This is a genomic window from Salinicoccus sp. Bachu38 (assembly GCF_038561955.2).
Classification (GTDB): domain Bacteria; phylum Bacillota; class Bacilli; order Staphylococcales; family Salinicoccaceae; genus Salinicoccus; species Salinicoccus bachuensis.
In genome coordinates, this window is record NZ_CP138333.2 from 1,170,047 (window position 1) to 1,186,897 (window position 16,851).

At 51.9% G+C, this 16,851-nt stretch carries 17 protein-coding genes and 1 other annotated feature; all 17 genes read left to right on the plus strand.

Annotated features, from left to right (window positions below):
• The first annotated feature begins 11 nt into the window (after positions 1 to 11).
• Positions 12 to 860 carry a rod shape-determining protein MreC gene (gene mreC / locus RQP18_RS05775; RefSeq protein ID WP_342389204.1) on the plus strand — a complete coding sequence of 283 codons (849 nt, stop codon included), beginning with the start codon at positions 12 to 14 and terminating at the stop codon, positions 858 to 860.
• A 1-nt stretch (position 861) separates the two neighbouring features.
• Positions 862 to 1,380, plus strand: a complete 519-nt coding sequence (mreD, locus tag RQP18_RS05780; protein ID WP_342389205.1) for a rod shape-determining protein MreD — start codon at positions 862 to 864, stop codon at positions 1,378 to 1,380.
• A 42-nt stretch (positions 1,381 to 1,422) separates the two neighbouring features.
• Positions 1,423 to 1,496: a sequence feature (ribosomal protein L21 leader region), on the plus strand.
• 14 nt (positions 1,497 to 1,510) lie between these two features.
• Positions 1,511 to 1,819, plus strand: a complete 309-nt coding sequence (rplU, locus tag RQP18_RS05785) for a 50S ribosomal protein L21 (RefSeq protein ID WP_031548843.1) — start codon at positions 1,511 to 1,513, stop codon at positions 1,817 to 1,819.
• Entirely contained in the window at positions 1,819 to 2,139 is a 321-nt protein-coding gene (locus RQP18_RS05790; RefSeq protein WP_342389206.1) for a ribosomal-processing cysteine protease Prp, read from the plus strand. The genes rplU and RQP18_RS05790 overlap by 1 nt, the downstream gene beginning before the upstream one ends.
• A gap of 10 nt (positions 2,140 to 2,149) precedes the next feature.
• A complete protein-coding gene (gene rpmA / locus RQP18_RS05795; RefSeq protein ID WP_040105534.1) occupies positions 2,150 to 2,434 on the plus strand; it encodes a 50S ribosomal protein L27 in 285 nt (94 codons plus the stop codon).
• A gap of 92 nt (positions 2,435 to 2,526) precedes the next feature.
• The gene (obgE, locus tag RQP18_RS05800) at positions 2,527 to 3,807 is read left to right on the plus strand and encodes a GTPase ObgE (RefSeq protein ID WP_342389207.1); all 1,281 of its coding nucleotides are present in this window, start codon (positions 2,527 to 2,529) and stop codon (positions 3,805 to 3,807) included.
• A gap of 10 nt (positions 3,808 to 3,817) precedes the next feature.
• Entirely contained in the window at positions 3,818 to 4,405 is a 588-nt protein-coding gene (gene ruvA / locus RQP18_RS05805; protein WP_342389208.1) for a Holliday junction branch migration protein RuvA, read from the plus strand.
• Between the two features lie 12 nt (positions 4,406 to 4,417).
• Positions 4,418 to 5,437 carry a Holliday junction branch migration DNA helicase RuvB gene (gene ruvB / locus RQP18_RS05810; RefSeq protein WP_342389209.1) on the plus strand — a complete coding sequence of 340 codons (1,020 nt, stop codon included), beginning with the start codon at positions 4,418 to 4,420 and terminating at the stop codon, positions 5,435 to 5,437.
• 3 nt (positions 5,438 to 5,440) lie between these two features.
• Positions 5,441 to 6,475, plus strand: coding sequence for a tRNA preQ1(34) S-adenosylmethionine ribosyltransferase-isomerase QueA (gene queA, locus RQP18_RS05815; RefSeq protein WP_342389210.1), 1,035 nt, complete (start codon positions 5,441 to 5,443; stop codon positions 6,473 to 6,475).
• Positions 6,476 to 7,621 carry a tRNA guanosine(34) transglycosylase Tgt gene (gene tgt, locus RQP18_RS05820; protein WP_342389211.1) on the plus strand — a complete coding sequence of 382 codons (1,146 nt, stop codon included), beginning with the start codon at positions 6,476 to 6,478 and terminating at the stop codon, positions 7,619 to 7,621.
• 19 nt (positions 7,622 to 7,640) lie between these two features.
• Positions 7,641 to 7,904, plus strand: coding sequence for a preprotein translocase subunit YajC (gene yajC / locus RQP18_RS05825; RefSeq protein ID WP_342389212.1), 264 nt, complete (start codon positions 7,641 to 7,643; stop codon positions 7,902 to 7,904).
• Positions 7,905 to 8,012: 108 nt separating this feature from the next.
• Positions 8,013 to 10,292 (plus strand): protein translocase subunit SecDF, encoded by a 2,280-nt coding sequence (gene secDF / locus RQP18_RS05830; RefSeq protein WP_342389213.1) that lies wholly within the window; start codon positions 8,013 to 8,015, stop codon positions 10,290 to 10,292.
• A 40-nt stretch (positions 10,293 to 10,332) separates the two neighbouring features.
• Positions 10,333 to 12,591, plus strand: a complete 2,259-nt coding sequence (gene recJ, locus RQP18_RS05835) for a single-stranded-DNA-specific exonuclease RecJ (protein ID WP_373446142.1) — start codon at positions 10,333 to 10,335, stop codon at positions 12,589 to 12,591.
• A 13-nt stretch (positions 12,592 to 12,604) separates the two neighbouring features.
• Positions 12,605 to 13,123, plus strand: coding sequence for an adenine phosphoribosyltransferase (locus RQP18_RS05840; protein WP_342389215.1), 519 nt, complete (start codon positions 12,605 to 12,607; stop codon positions 13,121 to 13,123).
• Positions 13,124 to 13,229: 106 nt separating this feature from the next.
• On the plus strand, positions 13,230 to 15,407 hold the full coding sequence (locus RQP18_RS05845) for a RelA/SpoT family protein (protein ID WP_342389216.1): 2,178 nt from the start codon (positions 13,230 to 13,232) through the stop codon (positions 15,405 to 15,407).
• Between the two features lie 9 nt (positions 15,408 to 15,416).
• The gene (gene dtd / locus RQP18_RS05850; RefSeq protein WP_342389217.1) at positions 15,417 to 15,869 is read left to right on the plus strand and encodes a D-aminoacyl-tRNA deacylase; all 453 of its coding nucleotides are present in this window, start codon (positions 15,417 to 15,419) and stop codon (positions 15,867 to 15,869) included.
• A complete protein-coding gene (locus tag RQP18_RS05855) occupies positions 15,869 to 16,591 on the plus strand; it encodes an N-acetylmuramoyl-L-alanine amidase family protein (RefSeq protein WP_342389218.1) in 723 nt (240 codons plus the stop codon). Before dtd ends, RQP18_RS05855 begins: the two co-directional genes overlap by 1 nt.
• Positions 16,592 to 16,851 lie beyond the last annotated feature (260 nt).

Below are 16,851 nucleotides of genomic sequence, written 5' to 3' on the forward strand. Positions count from 1 at the left end.
GGCGCTCTACTGTGAACAGGCTTTTCAACCGTAACCGCATGCTGATCATCCTATTCGGCATCATCATACTCATTATACTGATCGGCTTTTCGATCACCGACCGCAGTTCGACAACCAGAGCTGAACAGTTCACTGCCGATGCTGCTGCCGGCTCCCAGATGATCATCGACGCACCGCTGAACTTCGCAGGCAGCATATTCACGAGCATCAGGCGAAGCTTCAATGCGGTTGAGGAAAACGAGCAGCTCAAGGCGCAACTGGAGATGCTTCCCCAGATGCAGGCGGACCTGGAACGCCTTAAAACGGAGAATGAGGAGCTGAGGGAGGCTTTGGAAGTGAGTTCCAAGCAATCCTACGAGAGCATCAACGCCCGGGTGATTTCGCGTTCCCCGGACCAGTGGCTGGATAATTTTACAATCGACAAGGGGGAGGCAGATGGCATCGATGAAGGCATGGCTGTAATGACGACAGAGGGGCTGATCGGCACAGTGGTACGCGCAAACGGCGGCTCCAGCTATGTCGAAATGCTGACGACTTCCGTTTCACAGAACAACCTGTCGGTGGAGATCATGCATGAAGGGAATCCGATCTATGGCAACATACGAGAGTATGATACGGAAAGAAACCTTCTGGTCATTGAAAATATAAAGAACCGCAGCGGACTTGCCCGGGGGGACGAGGTGCTCACGAGCGGACTCGTGGGCAACTACCCTGAAGGGCTCCTGATCGGCACTGTGATGGAGGTCCAAAATGACGAATATGGACTGAGCCAGAATGCCTATGTTCAGATGAAGGGTAATGTCGACGATGTCGATGTCGTCTTCATCATCGAGAGAAATCCGGAGTCCATGGAGGAATAGCATGAGGGCAATCATAATATTTCTATTTTCATTCCTGCTGATGTATGTGGACTTCCTGTTTGCAGAATTCAGTCCGATGGCGCTCGGCGGGGTCGAGGTGTATTTCGTCCCCCGTGCACTGCTGATGTTCATACTGCTCGTTTCCGTCTATGCCAGTCCCCAAATGAGCGTTCTGATCGGCGTCATCTTCGGTGCCATGCTGGATCTGTACATAGGGTCGATCTACGGCATCCATACTTTTGGAATGGTTGCGTTCGTCCTGTTCATGCACACTGCCTTCAGGGTGTTCCATAAGGACTTTGTCGCCATGGCCTTCGTCGTGCTGTTCCTCACCCTTTTTTATGATGTATATATATTCTTCATCTATAGGCTGCTTGACATGGTGGATCTGCCGGCATTCGACTACCTGGCGCTCAGGGCCGCACCGAGTCTGCTTCTGAATGCACTGATCTTCATTCTGGTTTTTATCATCGCCCTGAAAACTTCCAGAATCAGAAAAGAGGTACTGCCAAAGCATTGACAGCCCGGAACGCGGTTGGTATAATGCAGTGGTTGGTGATAATGTAGACATCAACCGCTCAATTACAGGTTCAAGTGATGCATATCCACCTGTAGATGGCGTGTCTTATTTTAAATCAGGAGGTGTAAGTATGTTTGCAATTATCGAAACAGGTGGTAAACAGCTCAAGGTCGAAGAAGGCCAGACAATCTACGTCGAGAAAATCGATGCAGAAGCAGGAGCAACCTTCACTTTTGACAAAGTGCTCTTCGTAGGAGGAGATTCCGTCAAAGTCGGTGTACCGACAGTTGAAGGCGCGACTGTATCAGCGAAAGTTGAAAAGCACGGTCGCGGCAAGAAGATCGACGTGGTGAAATTCAAGCGCAGAAAGAACTACAAGCGTAAACAAGGACACCGTCAGCCATATACAAAGCTGACTGTTGATAAGATCGACGCGTAATGATCAATGTAGAATTCAACATAAACGATGACGGACAGGTTACATCCTTCAAAATGGAAGGGCACGCCCAGTTCGATGAACACGGCAAGGACATTGTCTGCGCCGGCGCTTCAGCAGTCGTTTTCGGTTCTGTAAATGCAATCCTCAATATGACGGAAGCCAATCCTTCTGTTAATATGGAGGAAGAGACCGGCTATTTCGAATTCAAAGTCGAAGAGCCGGACGATGCAAAACTGCAGTTACTGCTTGAAAGCATGATCATTTCTTTAAAAACGATAGAAGAAGAATACGGTGAACATATCAGATTATTATTCAAGTGAGGTGAAAGCAATGCTTAAACTGAATCTTCAATTCTTTGCATCCAAAAAAGGTGTAGGCTCAACGAAAAACGGTCGTGATTCCATATCCAAACGTCTTGGTGCGAAAAGGCAGGATGGCCAGTACGTTACAGGCGGCTCCATTCTTTTCCGTCAGCGTGGAACTAAAATCCACCCGGGTGAAAACGTAGGTCGCGGTGGCGATGATACACTCTTCGCCAAAATCGACGGCGTTGTAAAATACGAGCGTCTGGGTCGCGATAAGAAACGCGTTTCCGTATACAAGGAAGCAAAATAATGAAACGAATGGACATCAGCAAAGCTGGTGTCCTTTTTATTTAAGTGTGTTGAAATTGATATGCTATAATATTTAAGGATAGAGGTGAGACAATGTTTATAGATCAGGTAGATATATACTTAAAAGCCGGCGATGGCGGAAATGGCCTTGTCGCATATAGACGTGAGAAGTATGTGCCGCTCGGCGGACCGTCCGGCGGCGACGGGGGCAATGGTGCGGACATCATTTTCGAAGTCGACGAAGGGCTGAGGACACTGATGGATTTTCGTTATCAGCGCCATTTCAAGGCGAAGCGTGGCCAGAATGGGATGAACTCCAATGCCCATGGAAAAAACAGTGAGCCGATGGTGCTGAAAGTGCCGCCGGGCACTATTGTCAAAAGGAAGGATACGGGCGAGACGCTTGCAGATCTCGTCCATCATGGTGCGCGGGCAGTCGTGGCGAAGGGCGGCCGCGGAGGACGCGGAAATTCAAGGTTCGCCTCTTCCAGGAACCCGGCACCGGATTTTGCTGAAAACGGTGAACCGGGCGACGAACTCGATGTAATCATGGAGCTCAAATTGCTGGCTGATGTAGGCCTTGTCGGCTTCCCGAGCGTAGGCAAATCCACGATCCTCAGTGCGGTGTCAAAAGCGAAGGCGAAGACGGGCGATTACCCGTTCACGACGATCAAACCGAACCTTGGTGTCGTTGAAACTGGAGATGGACGTTCATTCGTTATGGCCGACCTGCCGGGACTGATTGAAGGGGCTTCCGAAGGTACGGGGCTCGGCCACCAGTTCCTGCGCCATGTCGAGCGTACGAAGGTCATCGTACATGTGATCGACATCAGTGGTCTTGAGGGCAGGGATGCAGTCGAAGACTACAGGATCATCCGCAATGAGATGGGTCTGTACAACGAAAATCTTCTGAAGCGTCCTGAAATCATCGTGCTGAACAAGGTCGACCTGGTGGAGGATGAAGAGGTCTTCGACCGCTTCACTGAAGCCGTAGGTGACGACAAGGAGATATTCAGGATATCGGCAGCGACGAGAAAGAACCTGGACACTGTGCTCTACAGGGTCGCAGACCTGCTCGAAGAGACAACTGAAGAGGAAGAAGTCATAGAGGAGACGGACCACCGTGTGGTCTACCGTCACGAGAAGGACCCGGATGCATTCGAGATCAGGCGGGATGATGATGGTGCCTATGTGGTTGTCGGCGACGCCATAGAGCGCATGTTCAAGATGACCGACTTCAACCGTGATGCAGCCGTCAGGAGATTTGCCAGGCAGATGCGCTCGATGGGCATCGATGATGCGCTCAGGGAGCGCGGCATCCAGACGGGCGATACTGTAAGGATACTCGGAGGAGAATTCGAATTCGTAGAATGATGGTGATTTGATGTATCAGTATATTATTGGTGTTTTGAAGGAAGTGGAACCGCAGTATATCACTGTGGAGTCGAATGGGATCGGATACCTGATGATGGTGCCCAATCCTTTTCGCTTTGAGCATAATAAAGAGAGCGAAGTGAAGATCCACACGGAACTGATTGTGAGAGAGGACAGCCATACACTCTATGGCTTCAACTCGAGGGATGAAAAGATCCTCTTCAAGTCGCTGCTGCAGGTCACAGGCATCGGGCCGAAGAGTGCGATGGCCATCCTTGCAGCCTCCACTCCGGATGAAATCGTCGGAGCGATCGAGGCGGAAGACGAAAAGTATATGCAGAAGTTTCCGGGCGTGGGCAAGAAGACGGCCAGCCAGATCATCCTTGATCTCAAAGGCAAGCTTGGACATGTGGAGGCTTCTCCTGAGGCACCTGCTGTGGATGACAATGACCACTTCATCAGCGAAGCCCTGTTGGCACTGGAGGCGCTTGGCTACAGCAAGCGTGAGCTCAAGCGCATTGAGAAGAACCTGGGCAGTGAATCTTTCAGTTCAGTGGACGAAGCAGTAAAAAGAGGGCTTAAATACCTAGTTCAGTAATGGGGTGCTATTATGGATGATCGCATTTTAGATGAAGGAAAGCAGCAGCATGAAGAACATTTGGAAATGTCGCTCAGGCCGGAATATCTGAACCAGTATATCGGTCAGCAGACATTGAAGAACAATCTGAACGTTTTCATCGAGGCGGCAAGGATCAGGGAAGAGGCGCTGGACCATGTCATCCTGCACGGTCCCCCGGGGCTCGGCAAGACGACACTGTCCAACATCATCGCCAATGAGCTCGGTGTGAACATACGTACGACTTCCGGACCGGCAATCGAACGCGCCGGGGATCTGGCGGCGATTTTGTCGAGCCTTGAAATGGGGGATGTCCTGTTCATCGACGAAATCCACCGGCTTCCCCGTGCAGTGGAGGAGATCCTCTATTCAGCAATGGAGGACTTCTTCCTGGATGTCGTCATCGGCAAGGGCGAGGAGGCCAGAAGCATCCGGATAGACCTGCCCCCATTCACGCTGGTGGGGGCGACGACCCGCTTCGGCAGCCTTTCGGCCCCGCTTCGTGACCGTTTCGGTGTCCAGTTGAGGCTGGAATACTACGATATCGACAGTCTGGTCACCATCGTCAATCGTACAGCGGATATTTTTGAAGTCGCAATCGATGATGACAGTGCGATGGAACTCGCCAGACGTTCCCGGGGCACCCCGCGGATCGCCAACCGGCTGCTCAGGCGTGTCCGGGACTTCTCGATTGTGAAAAAGGAGCCGTCCATCACCCTGGAGACGACGAACCACGCACTGAAGGTGCTGGAGGTCGACCCGAGCGGGCTGGATCCGATCGACCACAAGATCATGAATACGATCCTGAACACCTATGGTGGTGGACCGGTGGGCCTTGAAACCGTGGCCGTGTCGATCGGCGAGGAAGTGGTGACGCTTCTGGATGTGTATGAACCGTACCTGATCCAACAGGGATTCCTGGAACGGACGCCGAGAGGGCGGAAGGCGACAGCCAAAAGCTACGACTACTTTAATGGAAAATCACAGATGGATATATTTAGAAATGAGGAATAGGTTTTGAAACTCGACGAATTTGATTTTGAGCTTCCTGAATCGCTCATCGCCCAGACCCCTCTGAAAGACCGGGCGCAGAGCAGGCTGCTCGGCCTGAACAAGGCGACCGGCACCGTATCGGATGCGAAATTCGAGGATATTACGGAATATCTCAATCCGGGTGACGCACTGGTGCTCAACGATACGAAAGTGCTGCCGGCGAGACTTTTTGGTGTAAAGAGTGATACGGGCGCAAAAATAGAAATGCTGCTGCTCAAACCGATCGAAGATGGGTATGAAGTGCTTATACGTCCGGCCAAGCGTGTCAAAGAGGGGACGGAAATCGACTTCGGTGATGGGCTGCTGAAAGCGGTATGCACAGGCACATTCGATGAGGGCATCAGGCATGTCAGCCTCCATCACGAGGGGCTGCTTGAGAATGTACTGGATGAACTCGGGGAGATGCCGCTCCCGCCATACATCAAGGAAACACTTCAGGACAAGGACAGGTACCAGACGGTGTATGCCAAACATACGGGTTCTGCTGCCGCGCCGACGGCCGGCCTTCATTTCACGGAAGCGCTGCTCGAGCGTATCAGGGAGCAGGGTGTACATATCACCTATATCACCCTGCATGTGGGCCTCGGCACCTTCAGGCCGGTCAGTGAGGAGAACATCGAGGATCACAGGATGCACTCCGAATTCTATATCATGAACCGTGAGACGGCTTCCATACTTAACGAAGTCAGGGAAAATGGAGGGAAGGTGGTCAGCGTCGGTACGACGAGTACACGGACGCTCGAGACGATCATGCGCGACCACGGCAGATTTGAAGAAGCGAGCGGGTTTACGGATATATTCATCTACCCGGGCTTCCAATACAGGGCGATCGATGCGCTGATTACGAATTTCCACCTGCCAAAATCCTCCCTGATGATGCTGGTGAGTGCCTTCAGTGATAAAGAGACAATCATGAAGGCCTATCAGCACGCGATCGATGAAAAATACCGGTTCTTCAGTTTTGGAGATGCAATGATTATATATGAGGATGAAGACTAGATGGCAATAAGATATGAACATATAAAGACATGCAAGCAGACCGGTGCCCGCATCGGCAAACTGCATACTCCGCATGGCACGATCGATACACCGATCTTCATGCCGGTAGGGACCCTGGCGACTGTGAAGACGATGACACCCGAGGAACTGGCGGACATCGGCAGCCAGATTATTCTGAGCAACACATACCACCTATGGCTGAGGCCCGGCAGTGATATCATCAGGGAGGCAGGCGGCCTCCACAAGTTCATGAACTGGGACAGGCCCATCCTGACGGATTCCGGCGGCTTCCAGGTGTTCAGCCTGAGCGACAGACGCAAAATCGAGGAGGAGGGCGTCCACTTCAGAAGCCATCTGGATGGCTCCAAACTCTTCCTGAGCCCGGAAAAGGCGATGGACATCCAGCATGATCTCGGATCGGACATCATGATGGCGTTTGATGAGTGTCCGCCGTTCCCGGCGGAGAAGAAGTATGTCAAGGATTCCATCGAACGGACTTCCCGCTGGGCGGAGCGCTGCCTCAACCACCATGTCAAAGAGGGGCATGACAAGAACCAGGCCCTCTTCGGCATCGTACAGGGCGGGGAATACAGCGACCTCCGCGCCCAGAGTGCAAAGGAGCTCGTCGCGATGGACTTCCCGGGCTACTCGATCGGCGGCCTTTCCGTCGGTGAGCCGAAACCGATCATGTATCGTGTCCTTGAGGAGACGGTACCGTTCCTCCCTGAGGACAAGCCGAGGTATCTGATGGGCGTCGGCTCGCCCGATGCCCTGATTGAAGGCGTCATCAGGGGCATAGACATGTTCGACTGTGTACTTCCGACCCGTATTGCACGGAACGGCACGACGATGACGTCGAAGGGCCGGGTCGTCGTCAAGAACAAGAAGTTCGAACGTGACTTTACACCGCTCGATCCAGGGTGCGACTGCTACACCTGCCGCAACTATACGAAGGCATACTTGCGCCACCTCTTCAAAACGGATGAAATTTTGGGATTGAGGCTTACCACTTATCATAACCTTTATTTTCTGCTAAAATTGATGGAGGATATTCGAACTGCGATTTTAAATGATCAATTGATGGATTTTAAAGAAGCATTTTTCGAATCATACGGATTGAACGTTGAAAATCCGAAAAATTTCTAACAGAGGAGAAGATGTATAGATGGAATTCTTTATGGCCATCCTGCCGTTTCTGGTACTCATCCTGGTAATGTACTTCCTGATGATCCGTCCGGCTCAGAAGAAGCAGAAGGAAGTTCAGAACATGCAGTCAAACCTGCAAAAAGGTGACGAAGTCATCACAATAGGCGGTATCCATGGCACAGTGGAATCGTTCGACCAGAAACACATGTACATCCGTACGGATGATGTGAACGGCGCAGTACTCAAATTTGAGCGTGTCGCGCTTAAAGAAATCGTAAAATAGGAAGACAATCGGCTGGCTCATGGAGCCAGCTTTTTTCATTTTAATTTTTGGTGGTAACAGTTATAATTGAAACGTTGAGGACTTACAATATAATCGAGGTGTGTTTTTTTGAAAGTGAAAACGAATAGAATCATAGCTGCTGTCCTGGTGGCCGTGCTGCTCCTGACAGTCGTCGGCCTGACCGCCAAGGATCTTGTCAGGAATGTCAATCTCGGCCTGGACCTCCAGGGCGGTTTTGAAGTGCTGTATCAGGTCGAACCTTTGGAAGAAGGCGATGAAATCGATGATACGGCGGTTCAGAGCACTGCCCAGACCCTCGATTCGAGGGTGAACGTGCTCGGTGTTTCGGAACCGAACATACAGATTGAGGAGGGCAACCGGATACGCGTCCAGCTTGCAGGGGTCGAAGACCAGGCGGAAGCACGGGAACTGCTCAGCACTCAGGCTGAACTGACGATCCGGGATGTCGATGACAATGTCCTGCTGGACGGCTCCGACCTTGTGCAGGGCGGTGCAAGCCAGAACTTCGATGAAATGAACCAGCCGATGGTCTCGCTCGAACTGAAAGATCCGGACAAGTTCAGGGAAATCACCGAAGAGATTTCCGAGCGTCCGGCGGGAGAGAATCTGATGGTCATCTGGATGGACTTTGAGGAAGGGGAGGACAGTTTTGAAGAGGAGGTCCAGAAGGAGGACCCCAAATTCATCTCTGCCCCGAGCGTATCCCAGCCGATCAACTCCTCTGATGTCATGATTTCAGGCGGCTTCTCCGGCCAGGAAGGTCTGGAACGTGCACAGAATATTGCCGCCCTGCTGAATTCCGGCGCCCTGCCGGTGAAACTGACGGAGATCTATTCGACTTCCGTCGGCGCCCAGTTCGGTGAACAGGCGCTGGATGAAACGGTCACTGCCGGCCTGATTGGTGTGGCACTGGTATTCCTATACATGATTGCATTCTATAGGCTGCCGGGTGTTGTTGCTGCAGTGACACTCACAATCTACATCTATCTGACGATATTCGGGTTCAACATGATCAGCGGGGTATTGACGCTCCCGGGCATCGCAGCCCTCATCCTCGGTGTGGGGATGGCGGTGGATGCCAACATCATCATGTACGAGCGCATAAGGGATGAACTGCGCATCGGCCGGAATCTGAAGCAGGCCTATAAGAGGGCTTCTGCGGCTTCATTATGGACGATCGTCGATGCGAATATCACCACTCTGGTTGCCGGAGTCGTACTGTTCATCTTCGGTACAAGCAGTGTGAAAGGGTTTGCGACCATGCTGCTGCTTTCCATAATCATGAGCTTCATCACTGCGGTCTTCCTGACACGCTTCCTGCTGTCAATGCTGATCAAGTCGGGCTTCTTCAATAAGCGGCTTGGATGGTTCGGTGTGAAGGATGAGAGCAGGTTCAACATCAATGAAGGCAAGGATATAGAAGATCTGACGACGCCATGGGACCGCTTCGACTTCGTCGGTCATGCGAAGAAATTCTTTGCATTCAGTCTGGGAACCATTCTGATCGGGCTGATCATCCTGTCCATCTTCAGATTGAACCTCGGCATCGACTTCACAAGTGGTACGAGAGCCGATATACAGACTGACGGCGAAGCGACAGTGGAGCAGGTGGAAGAGGAGCTTGAAGCGATGGACATGCCGCCGGACAGCATCACGACGTCCGGGGAGGACATGGTGGTCGTACGCTATACGGAAAACCTCCCGCAGGATTCCGTCACCGAGATGCAGAGCACGTTCGATGACCTCTATGGCAGCGAACCGGCGATCAGTACGGTAAGCCCGGTCATCGGTCAGGAGCTGGCCAAGAATGCGGTCATCGCACTCGCCATTGCTTCTGTCGGCATCATTCTCTATGCCTCCATACGGTTCGAGTGGCGCATGGCCCTGCCGAGTGTACTCGCCCTCATCCATGATGCCTTCATCATGGTGGCCGTCTTCTCCATCTTCCGTCTGGAAGTGGACATCACCTTCATTGCGGCAGTGCTGACGATCGTCGGCTACTCGATCAATGATACGATCGTCACATTCGACAGGGTGAGGGAGAACCTGAGGAAGTTCAAGGTCATCCATAGGGAAGAGGAAATTGATACAATCATCAACCGTTCCCTCAAACAGACTTTGACCCGTTCCGTCAATACGGTCCTTACGGTCATCATCGTGGTGGTATTCCTTGTGCTCTTCGGAAGCACCGCCATACTGAACTTCTCCATCGCCCTACTGGTCGGCCTGATCAGCGGCATCTATTCTTCACTCTTCATCGCACTGCAGCTATGGGGAATACTGAAGAAGCGCCAGCTGCGCAGTGCGGATGGCGCCCTGACGGTATATGAGGAAAAGAGCAAGGACGATGATAAAATATTAGTATAATCTCTAAAACGCCCAGGAAATCTTGGGCGTTTTGCAAAGGATGAAACATATGTATCAGTCGAAGTACGAGTGGAAAGTAAGACGCAAAACCTCTGATATTCCAGAGGAAGTCCGAGAAAAGTTCAAATTGAATCCTCTGGAGCAGACCATACTGGAAAACAGGGGGTTCACGACAGAAGCGGATCTGGAGAAGATCTATCATCCAAAGACTTATGATGCTGCGCTCGTCCATATGATGGACACGGCCGTGGCACGCATAGAGGCTGCCCTGGATGGTGGTGAACGCATACTCGTCTATGGCGACTTTGATGCGGACGGCATCACAAGCACGGTGCTGCTTCTGACTGCACTCAGGAGGAAAGCCGGCAATGACAGTGTGGACTTCTTCATCCCCAACCGCATAGAGGATGGATACGGCCCCAACCAGGCCATATTCGAAGAAATCGTCGTCGGCCAGTATGATCTTGTCATCACCGTCGACAATGGGGTATCAGGCGGCAAGGAGATTGCGTTCCTCACTTCCCGGGGCGTGGATGTGATTGTGGTGGATCACCATGCATTCGGGGAGAATGTGCCCGACGTCCCGATCCTCCATCCGGATCATCCCGATGGGGAGTATCCATTCAAGTCCCTGGCCGGGGTCGGCATCACCTACAAGCTTGTGCAGGCACTCGGTCTCGACAGTAAGGAGGACCTCGGCTGGGTGGCGATCGGCACGGTCGCCGACCTTGTACCGATGATAGATGAAAATAAAAGGCTCGTCATCGAAGGGTTGAAGATTCTGAATGACACGCCGCCGGCAGGTGTCCATACACTCCTGAGAAGTGCAGGGAGTGACGGTTACATCGATGAAGAGACCATCGCTTTCGGTCTGGCGCCGCGCCTCAATGCGACAGGGCGGCTCGGAGAGGCGGAAATCGCTGTTGAGCTTCTCCTCGAGGAGGATACGAACCTTGCCTATGAACAGGCTGTAGTCGTCGAAAATATGAATATGGAACGGAAGCAGCTGGTGGAGACGATCTTCAGCGAGGCGGATGCAGATATAGATCCCGCCAATCAGATCAATATCATCTATCGGGAAGGATGGCATCCGGGCGTGCTCGGCATCGTCGCTTCGAAGATCGTTGAAAAATATGGGAAACCGGCAATTGTACTCACCCAAGAAGACGATGTGTATCGCGGGTCGGCCCGTTCGATCGAAGGGGTGGACCTGCATGAAATCCTCACGGACCATTCACAGTTCCATCACCGCTTCGGCGGGCACGCGCTCGCGCTCGGTGTGGAAGTGCCTGCATCAAGTATCGAGGCCTTCAGGGAGGAGCTCGAGCAGCATATGAACGGCCTGCAGCTGAACTTGAGGCCCTTGAAGCATATAGACTACCAGATCAAGCAGGGGAACATGAGCATGAAGGCATTCGAACGGTTCGACCGGCTGAAACCTTTCGGCCAGTCCTTCCAGTCCCCGGTATTCCTCCTCACCAATGAAAATATCGGCACAATAAAACAGGTCGGCAAGGACCGGTCCCACATCAAACTGTCCATGCCGAAAGTCGGGATGGATGTCATCGGCTTCGGTTTCGGCCACCTGATCAATGAAGTATCCACGGAGGATTCGATCAGTCTGGTCGGAACGGTCAATGTAAATGAATTCAGCCAGAAGCGGACGCTTCAGATGATGCTGCAGGATGCGAGTGTCGACAGTGTCCAGCTGATCGACATGAGAAGCCGTACCGACCAGCGCTTTGATATCATTACACAGGAAGATGTATTCGTCATAGCCGAGAGCAGGGAAAAAAAAGGGGACAACTACTATCACTTCGGCGAAGCACTCCCGTTCACATCGAAGACGGTGGTGCTCAGGGATCTTCCTGAAAGCTTGGAAAACCTGTCGTATTCACTGAGGGAGATCCATGCCTCCAAAATCATCGCCCTCTTCCATCAGAAGGAAGAACTGTTTTTCACAGGCATACCCAAACCAGCCGACATATCGAATGTGCTGCAGCTGGTCGAAAAAGCGGAGGATGGCTCAATCGACCTCGCGAGACATGCGCCGGCCCTGGCTGACCGGCTCGGCATGAAGATGAAATTTCTTAAGATGACCATCGATATTATGACAGATTTGGAGATTATCACATTAAAAAATGGTATAGTATATAAGGGTCAGGAAGACGGAAGCTGGAAGTTGGAGGAATCACGGCATTACCAGAAACTCAAAAATCAGCTGGAAGCTGAAAAACTTCTTAAGATGTCCTCTTCGTCTGAACTGAAAGAGTATCTCAGATCATTAATTTCGAATTGAGTGGTGGATTAGTATGGATTTAAAAAAATATGTATCAGAAGTGCCGGATTGGCCCCAAAAGGGTGTCAGTTTCAAGGACATTACAACAATCATGGACAACGGCCCGGCATACCAGTATGCGACAGACAAGATAGTGGAATATGCCAGGGAGAAGGAAGTCGATATCGTCGTCGGCCCTGAAGCCCGCGGTTTCATCATCGGCTGCCCTGTGGCATACAGCATGGGAATCGGATTCGCACCTGTAAGGAAGGAAGGGAAGCTTCCAAGAGAGGTCATCAGATATGAGTATGATCTTGAGTACGGGTCCAATACACTGACGATGCACAAGGATGCAATTTCCCCCGGCCAGCGTGTATTGATCACGGATGATCTTCTGGCAACGGGAGGCACGATAGAAGCGACGATCAAGCTTGTCGAGTCCCTCGGCGGCATCGTGGCGGGGCTCGCTTTCCTGATAGAGCTTGAATATTTGGATGGCATGAAACGCCTCGAAGGATATGATACACTCTCATTAATCACCTATGATGAGTAGTCCGTTCTAAAGTCTGTGGAAACAGGCTTTTTTTGTCATTCATTTATTTGAAAGAGGTTTTATAGTATGATGATTCTAACTAGTGTAGATGGGAAGCGGTGAGGTCATGAACAAGGAATATCCATATAGCAAGGACGATGTCATCCGCATGTGTGAATCATACATGGATGAAGAGGATATGCTTTTGATCCGTAAAGCATATGAACTGGCCAATGAGGCACACAAGGGACAGTACCGGAAAAGCGGGGAGCCGTATATACTGCACCCCGTGCAGGTGGCAGGGATACTTGCGGAACTCAAACTGGACGGCCCGACGATCATTGCCGGGTTCCTTCATGATGTCGTTGAAGACACACCGTATACGTTTGATGACCTCAAGGAGATGTTCAACGAGGAGGTTGCCGTAATCGTCGATGGCGTCACCAAACTCGAGAAGGTCAAGTACCGCTCCAAACAGGAGGAGCTGGCGGAAAACCACCGCAAGCTCTTCATCGCCATAGCAAAGGATATCCGGGTGATCCTGGTCAAGCTTGCAGACCGGCTCCATAACATGCGGACGCTCAAGGCGATGCCTGAGCACAAGCAGATCAGGACTGCGCAGGAGACGCTTGAAATATACGCGCCCTTGGCACACCGCCTCGGTATTTCCAGCATCAAATGGGAGCTTGAGGATACTGCGCTCAGGTACATCGAGCCCCAGCAGTATTTCAAGATCGTCAGCCTGATGAAGAAGAAACGGAGCGAGCGGGAAATCGTCATCAACCAGGCCATCGACCGCATCCAGGAGGAGATGGATCATACGGGCATCAAAGGCCAGCTGTCCGGCCGCCCGAAGCACATATACAGCGTGTACAGGAAGATGAAGAAACAGCATAAGCAGTTCGACCAGATCTTCGATCTGCTCGCCATCCGGGTGCTTGTAACAAGCATCAAGGACTGCTATGCAGTGCTCGGAGTCATCCATACCATCTGGAAGCCGATGCCCGGACGGTTCAAGGACTATATCGCCATGCCGAAGCCGAACATGTACCAGTCCCTGCATACGACCGTGGTCGGACCGAACGGCGATCCACTTGAAATCCAGATCCGTACATATGAGATGCATGAGATTGCGGAGCACGGGGTCGCTGCACACTGGGCCTACAAGGAAGGCAAGGAGCTCAAGGGCGAACCTGCCATGGACAAGCGCATCAACTGGTTCCAGGATCTGATCGACCAGGAATCATCCTCCCCGGATGCAGAGGAGTTCATGGAGGCGCTGAAGACGGATCTCCTCAGTGACAAGGTCTACGTCTTCACTCCGAACGGTGATGTGGTGGAGCTGCCGAAAGGTGCCATCCCGATAGATTTCGCCTACCAGGTGCATACGGAGGTCGGGAACCGGATGATCGGTGCCAAGGTCAATGGCAAAATCGTGCCGATCGACTATGAACTCTCCACCGGCGAGATTGTGGAGATCAGGACAAGCAAGCAGTCCTATGGCCCGAGCCTCGACTGGCTGAAGATGGTCAGGTCATCGAGTGCAAAGAACAAGATCCGTGCATTCTTCAAGAAACAGGACCGTGCAAGCAATATCGAAAAAGGGCGCTTTGCGGTGGAGCACGAGATCAAAAACCGCGACCATAAGCCGGATGAGATACTGAAGCCGCAGTTCATCGATCCTGTACTGGACCGCTACAACATCAGCAATGAGGACGACCTGTACGCCATGGTCGGCTTCGGCGGCGTTACGGCCCAACAGGTGACGAACCGTCTGATGGAGAAGTTCAAGGTCAGCGAGGAGAAGACGAATATCGTCGAGGAGATCGACCGGACCCATCACTACAAGGAGATTTCGACGGAATCCGGAGTGTATGTCCAGGGCATGGACAATCTGCTGATCAATCTGTCGAAATGCTGCAATCCGATTCCTGGAGACGACATCGTCGGCTTCATCACGAAGGGGCATGGGGTGAAGGTCCATGTCGCGACATGTCCAAACATCAGAAATGAAAAAGAGCGCCTGATCGATGTGGAATGGGTCAAGAACAAGAATAAGGACCGCAAATACCAGGCGGATCTGGAGGTTTCCGGATATGACCGCCAGGGTCTGGTCAATGAAGTGCTGAACGTCGTTGCCAGCACCAAATTCCCGATCACCCGTGTGAACGGGCGGGCGGATATCGACAAGCATGCGAAGATCAGCCTGTCCGTCATGGTGCAGAACGTCGCCGACCTCCATAGGGTCGTGGACAAGATCAAACAGCTTCCTGACATATACAGCGTGGAACGCGTTTTTAAATGAGGTGTAGAAATGAGAGTCGTATTACAGAGAGTATCGAGTGCCACTGTCATCAGCAATGAATTCTTCAATGAAATCAGGCAGGGCTATTGCCTGCTTGTGGGCGTTTCCAAGGATTCGACGGAAGAAGATGCACTGAAGCTGGCGGAAAAGATAGCCGCAAGCAGAAATTTCGAAGATGAATCAGGCAAGATCAACCTGTCGATCAAGGATGTAGGCGGAGAAATATTGAGCATTTCCCAGTTCACCCTCTATGCGGACGTCAGAAAAGGGAACAGGCCGAGTTTTACGCAGGCTGCAGGCAAAGAGCATGCTGATAGGCTGTACCGCCTTTTCAATTCCCATCTGCAGAAGATGGACCTGACCGTCAAAGAGGGGTTCTTCGGTGAAATGATGAATGTGCAGATCAATAATGATGGACCGATCACCATACTTTATGAATCCATTGGTGGCAAGATCCAGTAATGAAGAGGCCAGCTGGAATTCCCAACAGTATATTTCAGGGCATCCGCCATTTCCTGAAATATAAGAAGCATATCTATGCAGCCCCCCTGTTTTTTCTGACAGCAGCCGGATGCATCATTCTGATTGCTGTGCTGGTCTATAACCGCTTCTTTTCAGTTTCGGGAGAAGCCGTCCAGATGGATCTGGACCAAAGTTCATATGATTTCAGCGACACGGTGATCGTCATCGATCCCGGCCATGGCGGGAAAGACCCGGGAGCCACGAGCGCCTCCGGGGTGACCGAGGATGTAATCGTCTTCAGTGTTGCACAGAGCCTTAAGGAGGCACTCGAGGATGCCGGTGCACAAGTCATCCTGACACGCAGCGAGGATGAATTTGCTTCCCTTGATCAGAGGAAGGTTGATGGAGACCTGTTCATCAGCCTGCACAGTGATGCCATGGACGACCCGGCGGTGTCCGGATTTACGACATACTATACACATCCGGAGCAAAAGGCATTCGCAGAGTCCATCAACCATGCACTCGACCGGCGTTCCTATTTCCATAACCGGGGCGTGCATTCGATGAACTACCAGGTGACTTGGCAGCTCGACTATCCGGCTGTCCTGGTGGAACTGGGCTATCTGAGCAATGCCGTAGACGACATGGTGCTGAATAAAACCCGCTACCAGAATATGATGGTAAAGGGGATTGTTGAGGGTATCGACGATTATTTGAACTGAGTGCTTGACTTGTGCCGGCTTAAACAATATCATATTAAATAATTGAATGATGCGAATTCATCGATCCGAAGAGGTGGATATGGTGGACACCAGAGAGACCTGCCCAGGCTGAAAGCAGGTTGTCCGCCAGTATCCGTCAGCCGACACTTCGGTAGAATCCTTCTATACAGGCGGTGGCAGCCGTTATTATGCAAGAGGGCCCGGCCAGGGCTGAATCAGGGTGGCAACGCGATCTAATCGCCCCTTATATCCGTCTGGAT